The sequence below is a fragment of the Thermoactinomyces sp. DSM 45891 genome (assembly GCF_900119485.1).
Lineage (GTDB): Bacteria > Bacillota > Bacilli > Thermoactinomycetales > Thermoactinomycetaceae > Baia.
Genome location: NZ_FPJZ01000008.1, coordinates 62659 through 80928 on the forward strand (window position 1 = coordinate 62659; position 18270 = coordinate 80928).

Sequence of the window (18270 nt, forward strand, 5' to 3'; positions counted from 1 at the left end):
GAGCACAAAAACCTTTTTAGACGAAAAAGTACGCTTTTTCATCTAAAAAGGTTTTTCTCATAAGGAGTTGCTTTTTGGAGCAGGCTAATATTGGGTGAAGGCTATGAAGCAATTGATACATACCAAGCGTTTAGATCGAGAGGCTTGGTACCTCCTTACCATTAGCGCCTTACATGCAGTTTCGTTAGCGCTGTCCAATACATTTTTAAACGTATATTTATGGAAGTTAAAGCAAAATTTTCTGCTGATTGGTTGGTATAATTTAACCTATCATGTCTCTGTAGCGATAACGTTTATATTTGCTGGTTGGCTCACGAAAAAGGTCGATCGTGTGATTGCCATTCGATTAGGGGTGGCAATTCAGGCGTTGTTTTATTTGACTGTCTTATTTTTAGGAACGAGCGCGGCAGATTATGTGGTGTTGCTTGGTTTCTTTATCGGTGTGGGAAGTGGATTTTATTGGTTAGCTTTTAATGTTCTTTACTTTGAGATTACAGAACGTGAAAATCGAGATTATTTTAATGGGATTAGTGGACTTACGAATTCCTTAGCTGGGATTATAGCTCCTGTATTATCGGGATGGATTATTACACGAATCAATCATTTTACAGGTTATCGAATTATTTTTTGGATCTCGCTAGGGATTTTTATTGTGGCTGTTATTATGAGTTTCTTTTTGAAAGCACGAAGTTCACGAGGGAGTTATCGTCTAAAAGAAGTTCTTCGTATTGCAAGGAATAGAGGAACCAAATGGCACTGGATTAATCTGGCGATGTTGGTTCAGGGGGTACGAGAAGGTGTCTTTGTCTTTATTACAGGATTATTGGTTTATCTAACGGCACGTAGTGAATTTACACTAGGGACATTTTATACTGTCTGTAACCTAGTCTCGTTGATTGCTTATTATTTTGCAGGAAAATGGATGACTCCGGAACGTAGAATTAAGGCCATGTTTGTGGGGGCTATAGCGCTTGGATTATGCTTTTTGCCCTATTTGTTCTTGTTAAATACATGGTCGATGTTCGTATTTGGAATAGGCATCTTTTTGTTTTTCCCCTTTTACTACAATCCGATTTTATCCATCGTGTTTGATGTGATTGGAGAGAAGGATGAGAATGTAGCCTTACGGGTGGAATATGTTGTTTCAAGAGAGCTGGCTTTAAATATGGGTAGGATTATCAGTGTGCTTGGCTTTATCATATGGGTTTCATATTATCCAGATCTCATTCATCTTAGATGGTATTTGTTGCCGATTGCTTTTATGCAGGTGCTAACTTGGTGGTTAATCCGTAAGGCAGCAAATGAAAAAGGAGTGGCTTCCACATAAAAGGAGGTCACTCGTTTTTGGATGAAAAAGGGTAATGAGGGAATGGAACATAGTATACTAGAAACAGAGATTGATCCCAAAATTCGACTCACCAGTTGACTAGATGAATGGAGGAAATGGAGTGTCATACCGAGAGTTATTAGAAGCACAGCGAAAACATTATCATTCGGGAGTTACAAGAACCTTATCATTTCGCCTTGAAATGTTAGAACGTTTGCGCTTTACTGTCAAAGAGTTTGAATCGCGGTTGTTTACAGCTCTACAGAAGGATCTAGGGAAAAACGAATATGAAGCTTATCTGATGGAGATTGGGATGGTTTATAAAGAAATTAGCTTTGCTAAAAAGCATCTTAAATCGTGGATGAAACCAGTAAGGGTAGCAAATCCAATTACCCTATTCGGGGCCAAAAGCAGGATTTACTCAGAGCCGTTCGGGGTTTCCCTTATTATCGCTCCGTGGAATTATCCGGTACAGCTATTATTAAATCCTCTTATCGGTTCGATTAGTGCTGGAAACTGCTCCGTGTTAAAACCATCCGAGTATACACCTCATGTTTCACAAGTTCTATCTCACCTAATAGAAGGGGTGTTTCCTTCAGAATATATTGCTGTAGTTGAAGGAGGAGTGGAGACTAGTAAGGAGTTATTGGAATTGCCATTTGATCATATTTTCTTTACGGGAAGTACGTCTGTAGGGAAAGTCGTGATGAAAGCAGCTGCAGAGCATTTAACGCCTGTGGTGCTCGAGTTAGGGGGGAAAAGCCCTGTTATTGTCGAAAGAGATGCAAACCTAGACTTGGCGGCGCGCCGGATTGTATGGGGGAAATTTAGTAACTCAGGCCAAACGTGTGTAGCTCCAGACTATTTGTTGGTTCATGAAGAGGTGAAGTCTGAGCTAATTCAATTGATCCAGAAGCATATTTCGATTGTATATGGAGAGGATCCACTTGCGTCAGATAATTTCGGAAGCATTGTTAGTCAGCGTCATTTTGAAAGGCTAAGAGAGTTTCTTCGTGATGGTGAGGCTGTTGTAGGTGGGAAAGTAGCGGAGGGCCAGCTACGGATTTCGCCCACTATACTTGACCAAGTATCATGGGACTCGCCTATCATGGAGGATGAAATTTTTGGACCGATATTACCTGTTTTTACATATCAGTCTTTATCAGAATGCATAAAACGGATTCAGCAGTATACTAAGCCTCTAGCGCTCTATCTTTTTACTGAAGATAATGAGATAGTGGAAACCGTTTTGCATAACGTATCATTTGGTGGTGGATGCGTGAATGACACAGTGGTTCATTTGTCAAATATTCATCTTCCATTTGGAGGGGTCCAGCATAGTGGACAGGGAGCGTATCATGGTAAGTTTAGTTTTGATGCTTTCTCGCACAGAAAAGGAATTGTCCACCAAACAACACGATTTGATCCGAACATTCGTTACCCTTTAAAAGGGAATAAGATTTCTTTATTACGGTGGTTGTTTAGATAGAAAAAGCAGGATTTTTATGGCGGGGGAAGAATATTAAAAGCAGAAAATAATTTTATTCCCCCACTTGGATGATAGGACTCTTTGTGCTAATATAGTCGGCAGTGTAACTTGACATGAGTAAGATGGCGTGATATAAGAATACCATTGATATTTTAGAGAGCGTTTTCTAATGCTCTATAGTCCCTTGGATCAAAAATGGGTAAACTTAATACCTTTACATTTTGCATAAACAGTTAAAATGGAACATATGCATGGGACGTGAAAAAAATCCGGATCTATAAGCTAGAATAGAAAAACGATCATGATTTAGGAGGAATTAATCATGTCCATTCAAAAAGAGGTACTCCTGACTGAAGAAGGACTCGAAAAAACGAAACAAGAACTAGAATACTTTAAAACAGTGAAACGCCATGAAGTAGCAGAGCGTTTAAAAGAAGCGATTGCTCAAGGTGACTTAAGTGAGAACTCCGAGTATGATGCAGCGAAGGAAGAGCAAGCGTTTATCGAATCAAGAATTATTACGCTTGAAAATATGATTCGTAATGCCAAGATTATTAGTAGTGACCAAGTTACGAAAGATGTTGTGGGTGTAGGATCTAAAGTGACGATTCAAGAGGTTCCAGATGGGGACTTTGAAGAGTATGCGATCGTAGGGAGTGCTGAGACAGATCCAGATTCAGGTAAGATTTCGAATGAATCTCCAATCGGTGCTGAATTGATTGGTAAAAAGGTTGGCGATCTGCTAAACGTACCTGCTCCAGATGGAACGATTCAGTTTAAAATTGTAAAAATTTCTTAACACCTTTAACGGAGTAAAGATAAGAGCCGACGACTACGTAGTCATCGGCTCTTATCTTTACTAACGAGGTTGCATGGTATTCCAAGCAGTTAGTTGATTGACAAAAATACTAAGGGTTCGATGCGTTTTATATTCGATCCATTGATTTTGCTGGTTTTTAATTAATAGATGGTGTTCATCCCAAGCGTTGCTAGGTAATGTGACAATGATCTCATCGATAGGATGTCTTACGGGTGAGAAGAGAGATAAAACAACGGGAGTGGGAAAGTGAATATGGTAGTAAGAGGAAGGTAATTGTAGCGAATTGAGTCCAGATAGCTGATAAACCTCCGATAAAACCATACTTACTTCTTGTCTCATTGTGGAGCTAACCCGTAGGGGGGTGTCACCCTGTTCATGATGGTAAACGGCTTGCATCGAAGAAATGGGGATGGGCTCATGAGAGAGGGAAGAATCTCCAGTAACTTTATTACAAGGTAAAAGAAGGAAATAACAGAAAACCAAGAGAATTATTCTTCTTACGGGAACCATATTGATCTCCTCTTTCTAGGAATCTCCTATGATAGTTTCAGTTTGCCTAGCTTATACGGGATCTATTCAAGTAGGGAGTATAAATTTGACAAGGTGGACAAGTCTGTAAGGAGGATGAAATGAAGAAAATAGAGTGGTTGCATACGGCTGATTTGCATCTGGATCGACCTATAGCTGGATGGAAAGGGACTGCGGACCAGTTGATGGTGCGTTATGAGGAGCATCGTGATACGTTTCGTCGAATTATTTCTTTTGTAGAGGATCGCAAGCTCCCGCTCTTGTTTATAGCGGGTGACTTTATTGAGCATAGTGCTGCAACCAAGTCGACCATTCGATTTGTCATTGAGCAATTAGAGAGAATTCCTTCTACTCAGGTGTTTATTGCTCCAGGGAATCATGACCCTTATATGGAGGGGTCTTATTATTTGCGTTCTTCTATATGGCCAAAACATGTGCATATTTTTGGTGGTGAATGGGAGGAGCATGTGGACAGTTCGCGCAAGCTTTTAATTTCGGGGAGAGGCTTTACTAGTTTTTTAGAAACGCAATCGACTCTTCCTAGGTTACATAACAACATGGAATATAATATTTGTGTTTGTCATGGAGATCTTCAAGCACCGGGTCAGGGGAGTCAGTACTTTCCGTTGACTGAACAGGACTTCTTTGATCAAGCATTTGATTATGTCGCACTAGGTCATATCCATAAAGCAGGGCAAGTCCAATTAAAAAATAAGAAAAAGACGATCATTCGTTACGCGGGTTCTCCGGAGGCTCAAAATTGGAAAGAACTAGGCAGGCGCACGGTAACTTGGGGCAAGTTGCGCTCAAAAGGAGTTCAATTAGAGGAAGTTTCGTTACATAGTCGTACGTATGAAAAAGTGGAAATCGATATTACTTTCTGTCAAACCAGACAGGAAGTGCTGGAATGTATGTTGGCAGAGATTAAAAAGCTATCAAAAGAGTCCTATTACCGCATTCAGTGGGGTGGGAGAAGGGATTTGGAATTGTCACTTGAACATGAAAAAACTTGGTATAGTAACCTCTTAGCCGAACAGGGATTTCAAAATGTATGGTTGGAAGATGAAACGGTTCCCGATTTTGACTTAGAGCAATATCGGCAACAAAGCGGGCTAGTATCGTTATTCATTGAGCGGATGGAGCTAAATTTAAAGCAAGAACAGGATGAAGAGTGCCGTCAGCTTATCAAGCGGGCGATGTATAAAGGATTGGAAGCACTATTAGTAAAGGAGCTTGCGCATCTATGAAGATCAAACGGGTAAAATTTCGCGGTTTCGGTCGGTGGATTAACCAAGAATTTGAATTTCAAGATGGGATGAATCTCATAGAAGCTCCTAATGAGGCAGGAAAGTCTACCTTGCTTCATGGAATTTATGGATTGATGTTTGGTGAGAAAAAAGAAGGACTGAAAAAGCGAAAAGAAGCGGATTGGTATGATTCATTTAAGCCATGGCAAAGTAGCGAATACGGTGGGGAAATTGATTACGAGTACCAAGATCAACTTTTTCGGCTATATCGTTCCTTTGCATTCCCGGACTCAAAAGAACAGCTAGTTGATCTTAAAACAGGTGAAGATCTCTCTACCTTATATACGATGAATAAGCAGAAGGATCGGCAGTTTGTAGAGAAGCAGATTGGGCTAAGTGGTGAAACCTACCGGCGTGTTGGGATTTTTACATCAGGCATGTGGACGCAAATATCAAAGCGAAAAGAAGAGGATCATTCCTTTCATCGGAAGATGGTGGAACGAATGACTAAGTTGTTAAAAAATGGAGCGAATCCAGACGGTTTATCTGCCTTGCAGATTCTTGATCAACAGCTTGAAGCGATTGGAAAAAGTGAATATGCACGCCACAAGCCATACGGCATTGAATGTGAGAGGGAACGTACATTAAATCAAGAAGTGATTACTCTTCAAGAGATACGCCACCAGCTTGAAATCAATTACGGACAACGTAGTGATATCATCAAGCAACTTGAGGTAAGTCAGCATCAGGTGAATGAATGGGTTCATCAGATCGAACAGATTAGACAAAAAGTAGCGGATCTTCGTGTGATAGAAGCAGATGTTCAGCAACTCGAATATCTTCATCAATCGAAGGCGCAGCTAGAGCAACGATTAGATCAATGGAGGTTACTAGAGCAACAGATTTTAGATTGGCGTAAGGAACAGCAGGAGGTTGCTGCTACTCGCGAAATATCAACGGAGCTGTTTCATGAGATTCAACTTTTATATAAACAGAGTGAAGAACTACGTAAGAAATTGGCGCAAGCTCGTGATGAACTCAGTAAGGTAAATGAGCATTTGGAAGTTGCCCGTACAAGGAAGGAACAGGTGGAGTGTGTGGAGAAAGATCGCGCCTCTATTATGATTTCAAAGCTAGATGATTATGAGGCGGGAGAGCTGAGGTATCAAGCACTTCAATATGTAGTGGAAGAAGAGGAGCAACAAAAGTTTACCCAGATCAGTCATGATTTAGAGCAACTAGGCATTTTACAGGATGAGCAAAATCAATTGCACGAGAAGAAAACGATTGCTCATCAAGAGTTTTTGAAAATGAAGACCCAACATGCTCAGAAGAAAGGGAGTTCTGTACCTTGGTTGATCGCTTCGATTGTGACGATAGCGATTCCTGGAGGGTTTGCTTTTTTTCATTGGAGTTTAGGTCTTGGAGCTCTGGTGATCCCTTTCCTTTTATTGTGGCAATATAGACGGATCTTAGTTCAAGATCGATCGCGTAAGAAAACGGAACAACATCAAAAGAAGAGAATGCAAGTGGTATTAGAAGACCTAGATCATCAACTCCAAGTAAATACACAACAACAGAAGCAAATCACGCAAGTATGGCGTGTTAGGAGCCTGACAGATTTGCTATTAAAACGAGAAGAAATTCAGGGTGGATTGAATCAATCGATGGTTCAAACGATTGAGCGTCGTAATTTAGAGCTGCAACTAGAGGAACGAAAGAAAGAGATTGAAGAATGGATGAAGAAGCACATCCGCCCTGTTCCGGAGTTCTCCGTTACTTCTTGGAAAGAATCGATTCGTAATCTTCAAAAACAAGAGCAACGTGCGGAAGATCAATACCGCCTCTTCGAGATGAAATCAGAGGCTTTGAATCGGGAAATTACGGAGAAAAGTGAAGAGAGAGAACAGATTGAGCTTTTATTAGAAAAAAAGTATCTGGAGTTCGGAGTTAGTACCTTCGGAGAGCTAGAAAACTGGTATGAACGCCATAAGCATCTGATTCAATTACATTGGCAAATTCAAGAGGCTGAGAAACGTTATGAGGATTGGAGCAAGCAAATCCAAGAGGAAAATTGTCTCGACCAATTGAAGAATCAGCGGATTCAGATACGTGAGATACAGTCGAAATATTTAGGCGCAGTAAGTTACTTACAAGACCGTCATCGGGATTGGGAGTATGAATTGGCAAAAGCGGAAGAACATCTGAGGGATCGTGAACAGGTGAGAGAGTCTCAGCAAATGGAGTTGGTGAGACTTGATAAAACGTTAGAGGATTACGAAGAACAACATGCGAGGTTACCTCTTGTCGAGAGTGAGTGGGAATGTTCTAAGAATCGGATTTTGGAATTAGAGAAAGAGCGGACGATTCTTGAACTGGCTAGGCAGGCTTTGGAGGAGTCGTCTCGTCAGTTCCAAGAGGATTTATCTCCACGCCTAACCCCCTATGCTTCGAGATGGATTCGCACCATTACACAAAATCGCTATCAAGCTTTAAATATTGATCCGAAAGAAGGAATCCAATTAAGTGTATTTGTCCCCGAGACTGGGGAACGGAAGTCTGTGGAATATCTAAGTACAGGGACGATAGATCAGATGTACCTGGCGTTACGATTTGCTTTACTACAATTTTATTCTGAGATGACACAGACAAGACTCCCCTTAATTCTAGATGACTGCTTCGTTCATTTTGATCAAGACAGACTTTCGGAAACGATGCAATTATTACATCAGTTTTCACAGGAGCATCAGGTTATTCTCTGTACTTGTCAAACTCGCGAGCGAGAACTATTAAACACGTTTGAGCTTCCGCATCATTCCATTACATTATCGTTGTGATGAAATATATTAGATCCGGGCACTCATGTTTTCCATGACGATTTCCCTCCTGTGATTGACTATTAAGAAGCCTTTGGCTAATCTAGAACATGAATAGCGATTATCCAATCATTATTTTAATGTAGGATAATCATGGGAGGGAATTTTTTTGATGTCATTGGCATTATTTCTTCATTTGTTTGGTCTAGTGGTATGGATCGGAGCGAGTATTACCATCGGTGTTCTTTTGCTTTCGATTTGTAAGCTCGATTCTTCAGCTAGCCGAAACCAAGTATTGACAGGGATTTTAAAGAAGTCTTATATGTTGATTCACCCAGCTGGAACAGTGGTTCTTGCTTCAGGATTCTACATGCTGTTTGCTGGCTGGCAGAATCTAGTAAGCCAAGGTACACCAAAGCCGTTTTGGTTAACTTTTATGCAACACGGTGGTACGCTCGCGGCTGTATTATCCTTGGTTGTTGCATCCATTTTGAGTGGAAAAGCAATGAAACAACTTACGCAGAAGGATGCTCAAACAGGGATGTTAAAAGCATATGTAGGGGTTACTTTTGCTACGGTGTTATTTTCACTGGTGATTTTGTACTTCGCGGCAGCAAAACCGTTTTAATTTGGTTTATTAGTAGAATTTCGTACAAAAAGCCACTATCCTGTTTGCAATTCTTTCACTCAGGCTAGTGGCTTTCGTATATCGTGTTATCATTACTCTACTTTTTCTTGCTCTGCCCCATCTACATCGCCAGACTGGCTATACGCACGATTAATGGCTGCTTGTACAAAGTTTTCTCCCTCTGACTCTTGCATCCCAAGAAGTTCATTGGAGAATTCCGCTTCATACTTTGTTTGTTCTTTTTGATTTCTCGGTTGTTTCATAATAGACCACCTCCAGGATTTGAATATAACGTTTCACTAATTCGACTAGGCTATACTGGAATAATAAGGATGGAGGGATTTAGATGTCCGGAATGATTACTCTTCACCCCATCGAACGAACGGGACGTTTAGCGACCTTCGCAAAGGAATATATGGAAGCAAAGCGTATAACGTATGTGTTTCCTAGTAGTGAACTAGTATCTCGTTATCGTTCTGAGATTTTCTCTAGCTCCATTCAAGTAATGACCATGGATCAAATGGTGATGCGAATGGGTGAACATAGTCGGGAGATGAAGAGCTCACACTTTCGATATAAATGTATCGAAACCTGTATGAACGAAGGGATTCAGGAGGGCTGGTTTACACAGTGGCAAGAGCTTACCGTTGAATCCTTTTCTTGGATTATGAAATTGGAGAAATGGATTGGGGAAGTGAAGAGGGCGGGTGTACTTCCCGTACGCTTAAGGAGAATATTACCTCAGGAAAATCAGTTAGCTCAAGGACTCGTGAGCTTGTATGAACGATATCAGCAAAAATTGAAACAATATAACTGGTTAGATCAAGAACAAGCGTATTTGACATTATTAGAAGGACTAAAAGAATGCGACCTAACAAGAGAAGTCTTTATTTTTGAGCAATTCAATGATCTACACTATATCCAAGAAAGCTTGCTATCAGGGTTGGTTTCTTGTAATGCTACGGTTGAATTCCATCTCCTATATGACCGGAAACGAAAGGGCTTTCGATCGATAAAAGCTACGTTACAGCGTTTGAAGAATGTTGGTTTTCAGATCATTGACTACACAACCGGCAAGGCTTACGTCTTATCTACAGATATAAATGCAGAAACCGCACTACAACATCTAAAGAAATCACTCTTTGTCTCGAATCGAACGGTACAACCCTTCGTGAAATCTGATGACAGCGTACAAATCTGGCAGGCCAACCACAAGGTATTGGAGGTTCGACGGGCGATTCGACAAGTGAAGGAATGGATGCTTCGTAACCATATACCAGGGGATCAAATGGTACTCGTGACAGAGCAATGGGATCTATACGCACCTCTGGTAAGAAGGATAGCAACGGAAGCAGGAGTTCCGTTTCAGTTGCCACGTGTTCAATCTGGGATGGAACAATGTATGGGACAAGTAATACGTTCTGCTTTTGCTTGTAGAGATGGTGATGTAACGGTGATTCCTTTTTTATCACGTTCTGCTGGCATTGTGCTAACTTCTTTGGACGAATTTCAGCAATCTTGGAGGAAAACCTACTATACTGATGAAATGCTGCAATGTTGGCTAGAAGCAGCAGAACCACAATATGCAGAACAGGTCTTGGAGTTATGGAGATGGATCGGACAAATTCCGGAAGCAAATCGAGAGTTAGATTGGTATTCATGGTTCGGGTCATGGGCGGCTGTTCGTCTACGTCCGAACGTTACGGTTTTTCGAGATGATGAATCATTACAAGGTTGGATCGAAAATAAGCGCCTGTGGATGAAGATAGAGCAGTGGTGTCAGGAGATGAGTGAGGGTGAGACGAACAGCCGCCCATCCATCTGGAGTTTCCGTGATTTTGCCCAAGAGGTGACAAATTGGCTATCCAGTATTCAATTAGTGATTGATCCAGAAGAAAATGGTGGGGTACGTTTACTAGCGGCTAATATGATTTGTGGCCAGCCTTTTACCAAAGTTATTTTACTTGGATGTGAAGAGAAGAACTGGCCCGGAGCTTACCAAGATGATTGGTTATTTCCAGATCAATTACGTAGGGAGTTGAATACAGAATCAATCTGGCTACTCGCATCGGACCATATCAGAGAACGACAGAAATTATCGTTTCTTATGGCGGTTATGAGTGCTCAAGATCAGGTTGTTTTCTCTTATTCCGTACGTAGCGACACGGGTGATCTACTTAATCCATCTCCTTTTATTAAAGAAGTGATTCAATGCTTGCCAGAGTACGATGATGAATCGAAGTCAAATCAGCACATGTTATCTCCCTGTTGCTGGATTCGCTCCAAGGATATGGTGTGTGCCATCGCAAAAGAATCGGTCTACAAACCAATTGCATGGTTGGATCGAATCGGATCAGAATTGAAAGAGGAGATTCGAATTGCTCGATCAAGGAGTGCCCAGATGCCTTCACCATGGTTTGGATTGCTAGACAGCGATGAAGAGAATCTGCTTTCCCGTGTGCTGGCGACAAAAGTATGGAGCGCTTCTGAGCTCGATGTGTTGATGAGTTGCCGATTTCGATATCTGTCTCAGAGGGTCTGGAATGTGAAATCACGCGAGCAACAAGGTAGAGGATTGTCCAGAATGGTTGCGGGTAATGTGATACACACCTTTTTACATGCATTGTTCAAAAGATTCCAAGAACAAAGGGAGGGTTGGGAAGCCTTTGCCTTTTCAAAGGCTGATGTGGAGGTCTTATTCGATGAAATATTAAAGGACGAGCTTCAACACTATCCACCACTCGTCAGAGAAATCGAGAAGAGAAAAGAAATAAGGAGGCTTATGCAGTTTATTGGACTAGAAAAAAAAGGACGAAAGGGGGAAAGGGAGAAGCACCCGCTTCAACCCACATTCCTTGAATTGTCATTTGGCCTTCCCATGGATTCAATGGAACATGTGGATCCTCATTCAAAAAGGGAACCCGTTACACTCTCGTTGACTGAGGATATGAAGATACAGGTCAGAGGGAAGATGGATCGAGTGGATATGGACGAAGAACATCTTGTTGTATATGACTATAAATCGGGTAACAATCTCCCTACACTTCAAGAGCTGTATGAAGGAAAAGCAGTTCAGCTTCCACTCTATCTATGGGTATTGCAGGAGGGTTTTGGATATTCAGAGGAACAAATGATAGGAGGGGCGTTTTATACATCAGAAAGAAGGTCTTTGGGGATATGGAAAGCAGGTTTTGCCCAGCAGAAAGCAAACATTCATCGATCTGTTAAGGGATTAGATACACAGCGATGGTCAGAGGTGCATCATCATATAAAAAGTATGTTAGCTAAACAGATTCAGGCGTTACGCACCGGAGAAGTGGAGGTGAAGCCAACTTGGAGCTGTCCGTCATATTGCGCAGCAAAGCGATTTTGTCGATATCGAGACCCAAAATAGGAGAGTGGGAGGAGGATACGATTGGAAACGTGGATAGAGGAACTCATCTGTGAATCACTGTCAGAGGAACAGAAGGAAGCAGTGCTCAGCAAGCAGGATCGGTGTGTTGTCATGGCAGGGGCTGGTGCTGGGAAGACTCGTGTGCTGGTGAAACGCTTTGTGTATACTTTGTATCAATTTGGTATGAATCCATCTAATCTTCGTAAAATAGTGGCTATCACATTTACGAAAAAAGCGGCGACGGAGATGCGGGATCGCTTACGGAAAGAGATGGATCGGATCATCGAACGATTAGGTAAAAAAGAAGACGACGAAGAGGTTCAATCATGGAATGAAGTTCGTCAATGCTTAGATGAAGCTCACATTTACACCATTCATTCATTTTGCCAATTGATTTTGTCGGCAGAACCCGTTCAAGCAGGCGTAGATCCATTTTTTCAAGTGCTAGAAGAATGGGAAGCCAATCGACTTTTGGAACAAGCAGTTGTCCATGTTCTTTCCTCATCTGACTTGCTTCATCAGAGAAGTACGATCGAACGTGAGTGGTGGATATATTACCTCTCGTTAATGGGATGGACAAGGGCAGAAGCGATGCTAGTGGAGTTGTCTCGGAAGTGGAGGAATCAGGGATGGGCATTCTCTAAATTGGTAGACTGTACGACAGAGAGCCTCCAACGATTTAACCTTGATCACTCAGAAGAAAATGAATTAAGTAGGGAGTCGGAAGAAATGATTACTCGAATCCTACTGTTCTACTTGCAAGAGATTCATGTATATTATCAGCTCCTAAAAAAGCAGAAGGCACGATATGACTATCAAGACTTGGTCCAGATGGTGGTTGAAGCGCTAGAGAAAGACACATCATTTCGCATGCGTATAAAAAAACAGATTCAATCTTTAATGATTGATGAATATCAGGATACAGATGGTCTCCAGAAACGATTGGTGGATTTTATCATGGCGGAACCATTAGGTGCGAATAGGCATTTATTTGTAGTAGGAGATCCGAAGCAGTCTATTTATCGTTTTCGTGGTGCGGATGTCTCGATTTTTATCAAAACACAAAAAGAATGGTTGAGCCAAGGGGATCGGAATCTGTCCCTAACACATAACTACCGTTCTCAGTCTGGGATTGTTCAGTTTAGCAATCAATTATGTCAACATGCTTTTCCAGTTGATGAGTTCCGCTTGATTCAAGCTTCTAGATCCGACCAAGATAGAGACGATCCTGTTCAATTGATCTCCTTTTCTAGTAAGGATTTAGATAACGAGAAGCTAGTTGAGCGAGAGGCGATTCTCATAAGTCATCAGATTAAGAGATTGCGGTCTGATTTTCAGTATGGTGATATGGTACTTCTATTAAGGAAAATGAATGATGCGACTTTATATGAACAAATTCTTCGATCGCAAGGGCTCCCTGTCCGGATCGTAGGAGGAAGTGGTTTCTATGAGACTCAAGAGATTCAAGATTTTCTCTATCTTTTTGCTACTGTTTTAACGCCTGCTCATGCAGAAAATTGGGTAGGAGCTTTGCGTTCGCCTTTTGCCCATCTAAGTGATGAAGGGATTACCAGACTTGCCCTTAAAACAGGATGGAAGGGGGTGCCACAAAGTTGGCTTGATCAATCGATTTTAAGCGAAAATGATCAGTTGCGATTACAAACGTTTTGTTTTTTATATGAGTCTCTTAGGCGAATGAGTTTCCGGCGTACACCCGGCCAATTGATTCGATGGGTTATAGAGCATAGTAACTATACGACGATTCTCTGGGGATTACCAAACGGGGCACAGGCTGTTTTTAACTTAGAGAAATGGTGCCAAGTATGGGAGAAGGAATCCGATCCCACTCTCCTTACACTGGAAGGATTTCTAGAGAAAATGGAACAGTACCAATCTAAAACCAATCAAGAACCAGAGGAGGAGATTTGGGATGAAGGTGAAGATGTTATTCGAATTATGACGATTCATAAATCCAAAGGGTTAGAGTTTCCAATCGTTTTTCTGCCTAATCTATGGAACGCTTCGCCTGTCTCTGTTAGTCGTGACTCGTCGTTAATTCATCCTACGATGGGTTTAGTAATAAAAGGATTTAATCATCTTGAGCAGCAAAGTTACACGAAGACGAAAATCGAATTTCCTCGCTGGAAAGAAGCTGTCTTTTATGAAGATGAATTAGAATGGAAAGAGTTGATGCGCTTACTTTACGTAGCTGTAACTCGGGCAGAGGAATATTTATTCCTTAGTTTCCCAGAGCATCAGGGGAAGGCTACACCTAAAAAGGACTTAGCTTCTTGGCTTAAACGAATCCTCAAAATGGAGGAAGCTGAGCCGAGAGAGTTTGTTTTATTTGGCTGTGATTCTCTACCTATTCTTTATGAGGATACGCTTTCCGCTCCTCCTCCACTTGTAGAGGATTCTCGGAGATCAGATACCTTTGATCCATCAGAAACTCCATTTACTGTGCCGATCCCTCTCGGGAAATATAATCATATTCTAATTAGTGTGACGGATTGGAAAGAGTTGGTTCATTGTCCTAGGAAATATTATTATCATCGTATTTTGCAGGTGCCCACCCCCGATGTTGAAAGAGGAGAAGAGAAGCTAGCTGTTCCTTCCATCTCAGGAAATCGACGAGGTGAAATCGTTCATTATCTCTGTGAGAAAACAGTTTCTTCAACTGAGCGGCTCTGGCTACAACCAGATTGGTTTGATCAAATTGTCTACATATTTCGCCTGAATTCTCGTGAAATAGAAGGTTTAAAGCCAGATTTGGAGCAGATTCGAATCAGGTTTTTAGATAGCTATGTGGTTCAGAGGATTGCAGAGTCTAAAAAGGTATTAACAGAAGAATCGTTTCAATACGTGACACCTGGATTTCGGATAAGTGGCCAAATTGATTTGTTATTACAAGACCAGCATCGTGGTTGGGAGATTATTGACTTTAAAACGGATCGCATGAAAGTGGAGGATATTGCAGAGAAAAGAGCCTTTTATCTACCGCAATTACAACTTTACTCGTTAGCGTGGCGTGCGCGAGGGATGGAGATAAACGGCGTTACGCTCTATTTTCTCGATTGTAATCATGAAGAGAAGATAAAGATCGATACAAAGTGGTGGCATCATGCGGAGAGTCTCCTTGAAAATACACGTTCCTTTTTTCAATTAGAAAGAAAAATGTTTAATTGGCCGACGAAACCAAGCAAGAATTGTTCATACTGTGAATATAACGTGCTGTGCGATAAAATAAGCACAAATTCGTGAATAGTCGTCTCTTGCGTTGAAATATGCAAAAAAGTCACGGATAATGAATGGTATGTATGATTTAAAGGAGAGTCGTCGTTTTGTCAATGATTACCGATTTTTTTCAGAACTTACTAGCAGGATTCGCATGGATTATCATTTTTTCGCTCGTTGTTTGGATGGGCGGTTTAGTTGTACTATTAATCATGGAGTTGTTTTCTCCTAATGAATTATTCATAAAAGAGTACCTCTGGAAAGTATGGAAGATGTTCCGGACGATCTTCGAATGGTCTTCCTACGGAGGAATCATAGCGGGTCTAGTCATGACTCAAACGACTGATGAAGTTTATTCAAACGTTATGATTTCCTTGGCCGCAGTGATTTTAAGTGTATTCCACCTCTCATGGAGAAAGCAATCTAAGCCGATCCGAGATGTCACATAGATAGAATAAGGTTATAAAAAAGATCTGAAATATTCTCTCCAGATCTTTTTTATATACAAATATCACGAATCTTCAGCCATTAACCCTCCTTTACATTTACAAGTGGATATAAGATAATGATAAGCAAACTATTTCGGGAGCGTGGTGATGACTGGATGAACCTACTTAACCCGTTGATGGACCTAGGAAGAACCTATCTTGCTGAAGAAGACCTAGTCCATATAGAACGAGCGTATCGGTTTGCCGAGGAAGCGCATCGAGGTCAGATGCGAAAATCGGGAGACCCTTTTATCATCCATCCAGTCGCTGTAACAGAGATTTTAATGGGGCTGAAGATGGATCTGTCTACCCTCATCGCAGCGCTGTTGCATGATGTGGTGGAAGATACAGACGTAGAATTAGAAGAAATTCAAGAGCAGTTCGGTGATGCGGTTGCTCTTATTGTGGATGGGCTAACCAAATTAAAGCGTAGTTTTAAATATATGTCTAAATCAGAACATCAGGCTGAGAACTATCGCAAAATGTTTATTGCGATGGCGAAGGATGTTCGTGTAGTGATTATCAAGCTAGCGGATCGGTTGCATAATATGCGTACTGTTCAGCATATGTCGGAGAAGAAGCAGATCGAGTATGCAGAGGAAACGTTGGAGATATTTGCTCCTTTGTCCCATCGTCTCGGGATTTCTAAGATTAGATGGGAGTTAGAAGATCTTTCCCTACGCTATAAAGAGCCGCAAGCTTACTACCGAATTGCTTCTCTCATGAAGAAAAAGCGAACGGAGCGGGAACATTTTTTAAGCGAGATTATCGAAACGCTAAAAGGAAGATTCGAGAAGTACCAGATTCCTCTTGAGGATATCTCAGGCAGGCCTAAACATATTTATAGCATCTATCGTAAAATGACTCTCCAACATAAACCATTTAATGAGATCTATGATTTAATGGCTGTTCGAGTGATTGTGGAGTCACTGCGGGATTGTTATGCTGTACTCGGGATTGTTCATACAATGTGGCGCCCGATGCCAGGACGTTTTAAGGATTATATTGCGATGCCGAAAAACAACCTATATCAATCCCTTCACACTACGGTGCATGGCCCAAGGGGCGAGCCAATTGAGATTCAGATTCGAACGACAGAGATGCATAAGACAGCAGAGTTCGGGATCGCGGCTCACTGGGCATATAAAGAAGGGACAAGCGTTGAGAAAGAGCAAGATTTTAACGAAAAGTTAACTTGGTTCCGTGAAATGATGGAATTACAAAACGACTCCAATAATGCACAGGAGTTTGTGGAGAGCATTAAAGGAGATTGGTTTAAAGATACTGTTTTCGTCTTTACGCCTAAATCGGATGTCATTGAGCTACCGGCAGGTTCAGTGCCACTGGACTTCGCGTACCGAATTCATACTGAAATCGGTAATAAGTGTGTTGGCTCTAAGGTGAACGGCAAGATTGTTCCTCTCGATTATAAACTGCGAACTGGCGATCAAGTACAAATTATTACGAGTAAACATAGCTTTGGTCCAAGTAGAGACTGGCTCAAGTTAGTAAAATCTTCGCATGCACGAAATAAAATTCGCAGTTGGTTTAAGACACAGCGCAAAGAAGAAAGTATCGCCAAAGGGCGAGAGATGATCGAAGCGGTGCTGAAAAAGAATCACTTCGAATGTAATGAAGTATTAAAGAATGACCGTCTACTTGAAGTGAGTAAAAAGTTTAATATGAATGAATCAGATGATCTTTATGCTGCAGTGGGATATGGTGGTATTTCGGCTCATGAAGCATATAGGCGCCTCACACATGGATTACGGGAAGAGGAAGCTCCAACGATCGCGGAAGCCATCGCGAACCTACCCGAAATGAAGCCGAAAAAGTTTTATCGTTCGGGGCCGGGTGTAACCGTTGTAGGTGCTGACAATGTGATGATTCGGCTCTCTCGTTGCTGTAACCCAGTCCCAGGCGAAGAGATCACCGGCTTTATTACTCGGGGAAGAGGCGTATCGGTGCACCGTCTAGAGTGCCCGAATATCCAAACGATTGAACCAGAACGGGGGATTCAGGTTATCTGGGAGACGGATGATCCGAATCGAACGTATCAGGTGGACATTGAGATCTCAGGGTTTGATCGGAGTGGTCTTCTCAATGATGTCTTGCAAGCTGTTTCTGAGCAAAAAGCGGACTGTTTCGGAGTTGTGGCTAGGGTGCACCGCAAAGGCTTTGCCGCGATTCACCTAACCGTTTCCATTAAAAACAGCAAACACTTGCGAAACGTAGTGGAAAAAATCAAGCGTGTCCCAGATGTAATTAGCGTGCAGAGAATGTTCCAACAAGGGTGAGG

At 41.7% G+C, this 18270-nt stretch carries 12 protein-coding genes; 10 read left to right on the top strand and 2 right to left on the bottom strand.

The window, feature by feature from the left end; all coding sequences use genetic code 11:
- The first annotated feature begins 103 nt into the window (after nucleotides 1–103).
- The 3 genes from BT147_RS08510 to greA all read left to right on the top strand — a co-directional run bounded on the left by BT147_RS08510 (nucleotide 104) and on the right by greA (nucleotide 3615).
- On the top strand, nucleotides 104–1327 hold the full coding sequence (locus BT147_RS08510; RefSeq protein ID WP_072333650.1) for an MFS transporter: 1224 nt from the start codon (nucleotides 104–106) through the stop codon (nucleotides 1325–1327).
- Between the two features lie 121 nt (nucleotides 1328–1448).
- Nucleotides 1449–2816 (top strand): aldehyde dehydrogenase, encoded by a 1368-nt coding sequence (locus tag BT147_RS08515; protein ID WP_286119266.1) that lies wholly within the window; start codon nucleotides 1449–1451, stop codon nucleotides 2814–2816.
- Nucleotides 2817–3138: 322 nt separating this feature from the next.
- A complete protein-coding gene (gene greA / locus BT147_RS08520; RefSeq protein WP_072333655.1) occupies nucleotides 3139–3615 on the top strand; it encodes a transcription elongation factor GreA in 477 nt (158 codons plus the stop codon).
- A 60-nt stretch (nucleotides 3616–3675) separates the two neighbouring features.
- Here greA and BT147_RS08525 read toward each other — a convergent pair whose 3' ends face one another.
- The gene (locus tag BT147_RS08525; RefSeq protein WP_072333657.1) at nucleotides 3676–4146 is read right to left on the bottom strand and encodes a hypothetical protein; all 471 of its coding nucleotides are present in this window, start codon (nucleotides 4144–4146) and stop codon (nucleotides 3676–3678) included.
- A gap of 119 nt (nucleotides 4147–4265) precedes the next feature.
- Here BT147_RS08525 and BT147_RS08530 point away from each other — a divergent pair, with 119 nt between their 5' ends.
- From BT147_RS08530 to BT147_RS08540, 3 genes are all read left to right on the top strand, one after another.
- Entirely contained in the window at nucleotides 4266–5411 is a 1146-nt protein-coding gene (locus BT147_RS08530) for a metallophosphoesterase family protein (protein ID WP_072333659.1), read from the top strand.
- Nucleotides 5408–8248 carry an AAA family ATPase gene (locus BT147_RS08535; protein WP_072333661.1) on the top strand — a complete coding sequence of 947 codons (2841 nt, stop codon included), beginning with the start codon at nucleotides 5408–5410 and terminating at the stop codon, nucleotides 8246–8248. The genes BT147_RS08530 and BT147_RS08535 overlap by 4 nt, the downstream gene beginning before the upstream one ends.
- A gap of 151 nt (nucleotides 8249–8399) precedes the next feature.
- Complete coding sequence (locus tag BT147_RS08540; protein ID WP_072333663.1) at nucleotides 8400–8855, top strand: hypothetical protein; 456 nt, start codon at nucleotides 8400–8402, stop codon at nucleotides 8853–8855.
- A gap of 92 nt (nucleotides 8856–8947) precedes the next feature.
- Here the strand turns inward: BT147_RS08540 and BT147_RS15495 are convergent, their stop codons facing one another.
- Nucleotides 8948–9118, bottom strand: coding sequence for a hypothetical protein (locus tag BT147_RS15495; RefSeq protein WP_177239749.1), 171 nt, complete (start codon nucleotides 9116–9118; stop codon nucleotides 8948–8950).
- 83 nt (nucleotides 9119–9201) lie between these two features.
- Here BT147_RS15495 and BT147_RS08545 point away from each other — a divergent pair, with 83 nt between their 5' ends.
- The 4 genes from BT147_RS08545 (at nucleotide 9202) to BT147_RS08560 (ending at nucleotide 18268) form a co-directional block, all read left to right on the top strand.
- The gene (locus tag BT147_RS08545) at nucleotides 9202–12249 is read left to right on the top strand and encodes a PD-(D/E)XK nuclease family protein (RefSeq protein WP_072333665.1); all 3048 of its coding nucleotides are present in this window, start codon (nucleotides 9202–9204) and stop codon (nucleotides 12247–12249) included.
- A 21-nt stretch (nucleotides 12250–12270) separates the two neighbouring features.
- Nucleotides 12271–15510, top strand: a complete 3240-nt coding sequence (locus BT147_RS08550; protein ID WP_072333668.1) for a UvrD-helicase domain-containing protein — start codon at nucleotides 12271–12273, stop codon at nucleotides 15508–15510.
- Nucleotides 15511–15590: 80 nt separating this feature from the next.
- Nucleotides 15591–15932 (top strand): hypothetical protein, encoded by a 342-nt coding sequence (locus BT147_RS08555; protein WP_072333671.1) that lies wholly within the window; start codon nucleotides 15591–15593, stop codon nucleotides 15930–15932.
- Nucleotides 15933–16087: 155 nt separating this feature from the next.
- A complete protein-coding gene (locus tag BT147_RS08560) occupies nucleotides 16088–18268 on the top strand; it encodes a RelA/SpoT family protein (protein ID WP_072333755.1) in 2181 nt (726 codons plus the stop codon).
- The last annotated feature ends 2 nt before the right edge of the window (nucleotides 18269–18270 follow it).

Excerpts from the sequence above, each read along its gene's own strand:
- greA (WP_072333655.1), top strand. The coding sequence starts at position 3,139 with ATGTCCATTCAAAAAGAGGTACTCCTGACTGAAGAAGGACTCGAAAAA.
- BT147_RS15495 (WP_177239749.1), bottom strand. The coding sequence starts at position 9,118 with ATGAAACAACCGAGAAATCAAAAAGAACAAACAAAGTATGAAGCGGAA.
- BT147_RS08545 (WP_072333665.1), top strand. The coding sequence starts at position 9,202 with ATGTCCGGAATGATTACTCTTCACCCCATCGAACGAACGGGACGTTTA.
- BT147_RS08525 (WP_072333657.1), bottom strand. The coding sequence starts at position 4,146 with ATGGTTCCCGTAAGAAGAATAATTCTCTTGGTTTTCTGTTATTTCCTT.
- BT147_RS08560 (WP_072333755.1), top strand. The coding sequence starts at position 16,088 with ATGAACCTACTTAACCCGTTGATGGACCTAGGAAGAACCTATCTTGCT.
- BT147_RS08540 (WP_072333663.1), top strand. The coding sequence starts at position 8,400 with ATGTCATTGGCATTATTTCTTCATTTGTTTGGTCTAGTGGTATGGATC.
- BT147_RS08510 (WP_072333650.1), top strand. The coding sequence starts at position 104 with ATGAAGCAATTGATACATACCAAGCGTTTAGATCGAGAGGCTTGGTAC.
- BT147_RS08535 (WP_072333661.1), top strand. The coding sequence starts at position 5,408 with ATGAAGATCAAACGGGTAAAATTTCGCGGTTTCGGTCGGTGGATTAAC.
- BT147_RS08530 (WP_072333659.1), top strand. The coding sequence starts at position 4,266 with ATGAAGAAAATAGAGTGGTTGCATACGGCTGATTTGCATCTGGATCGA.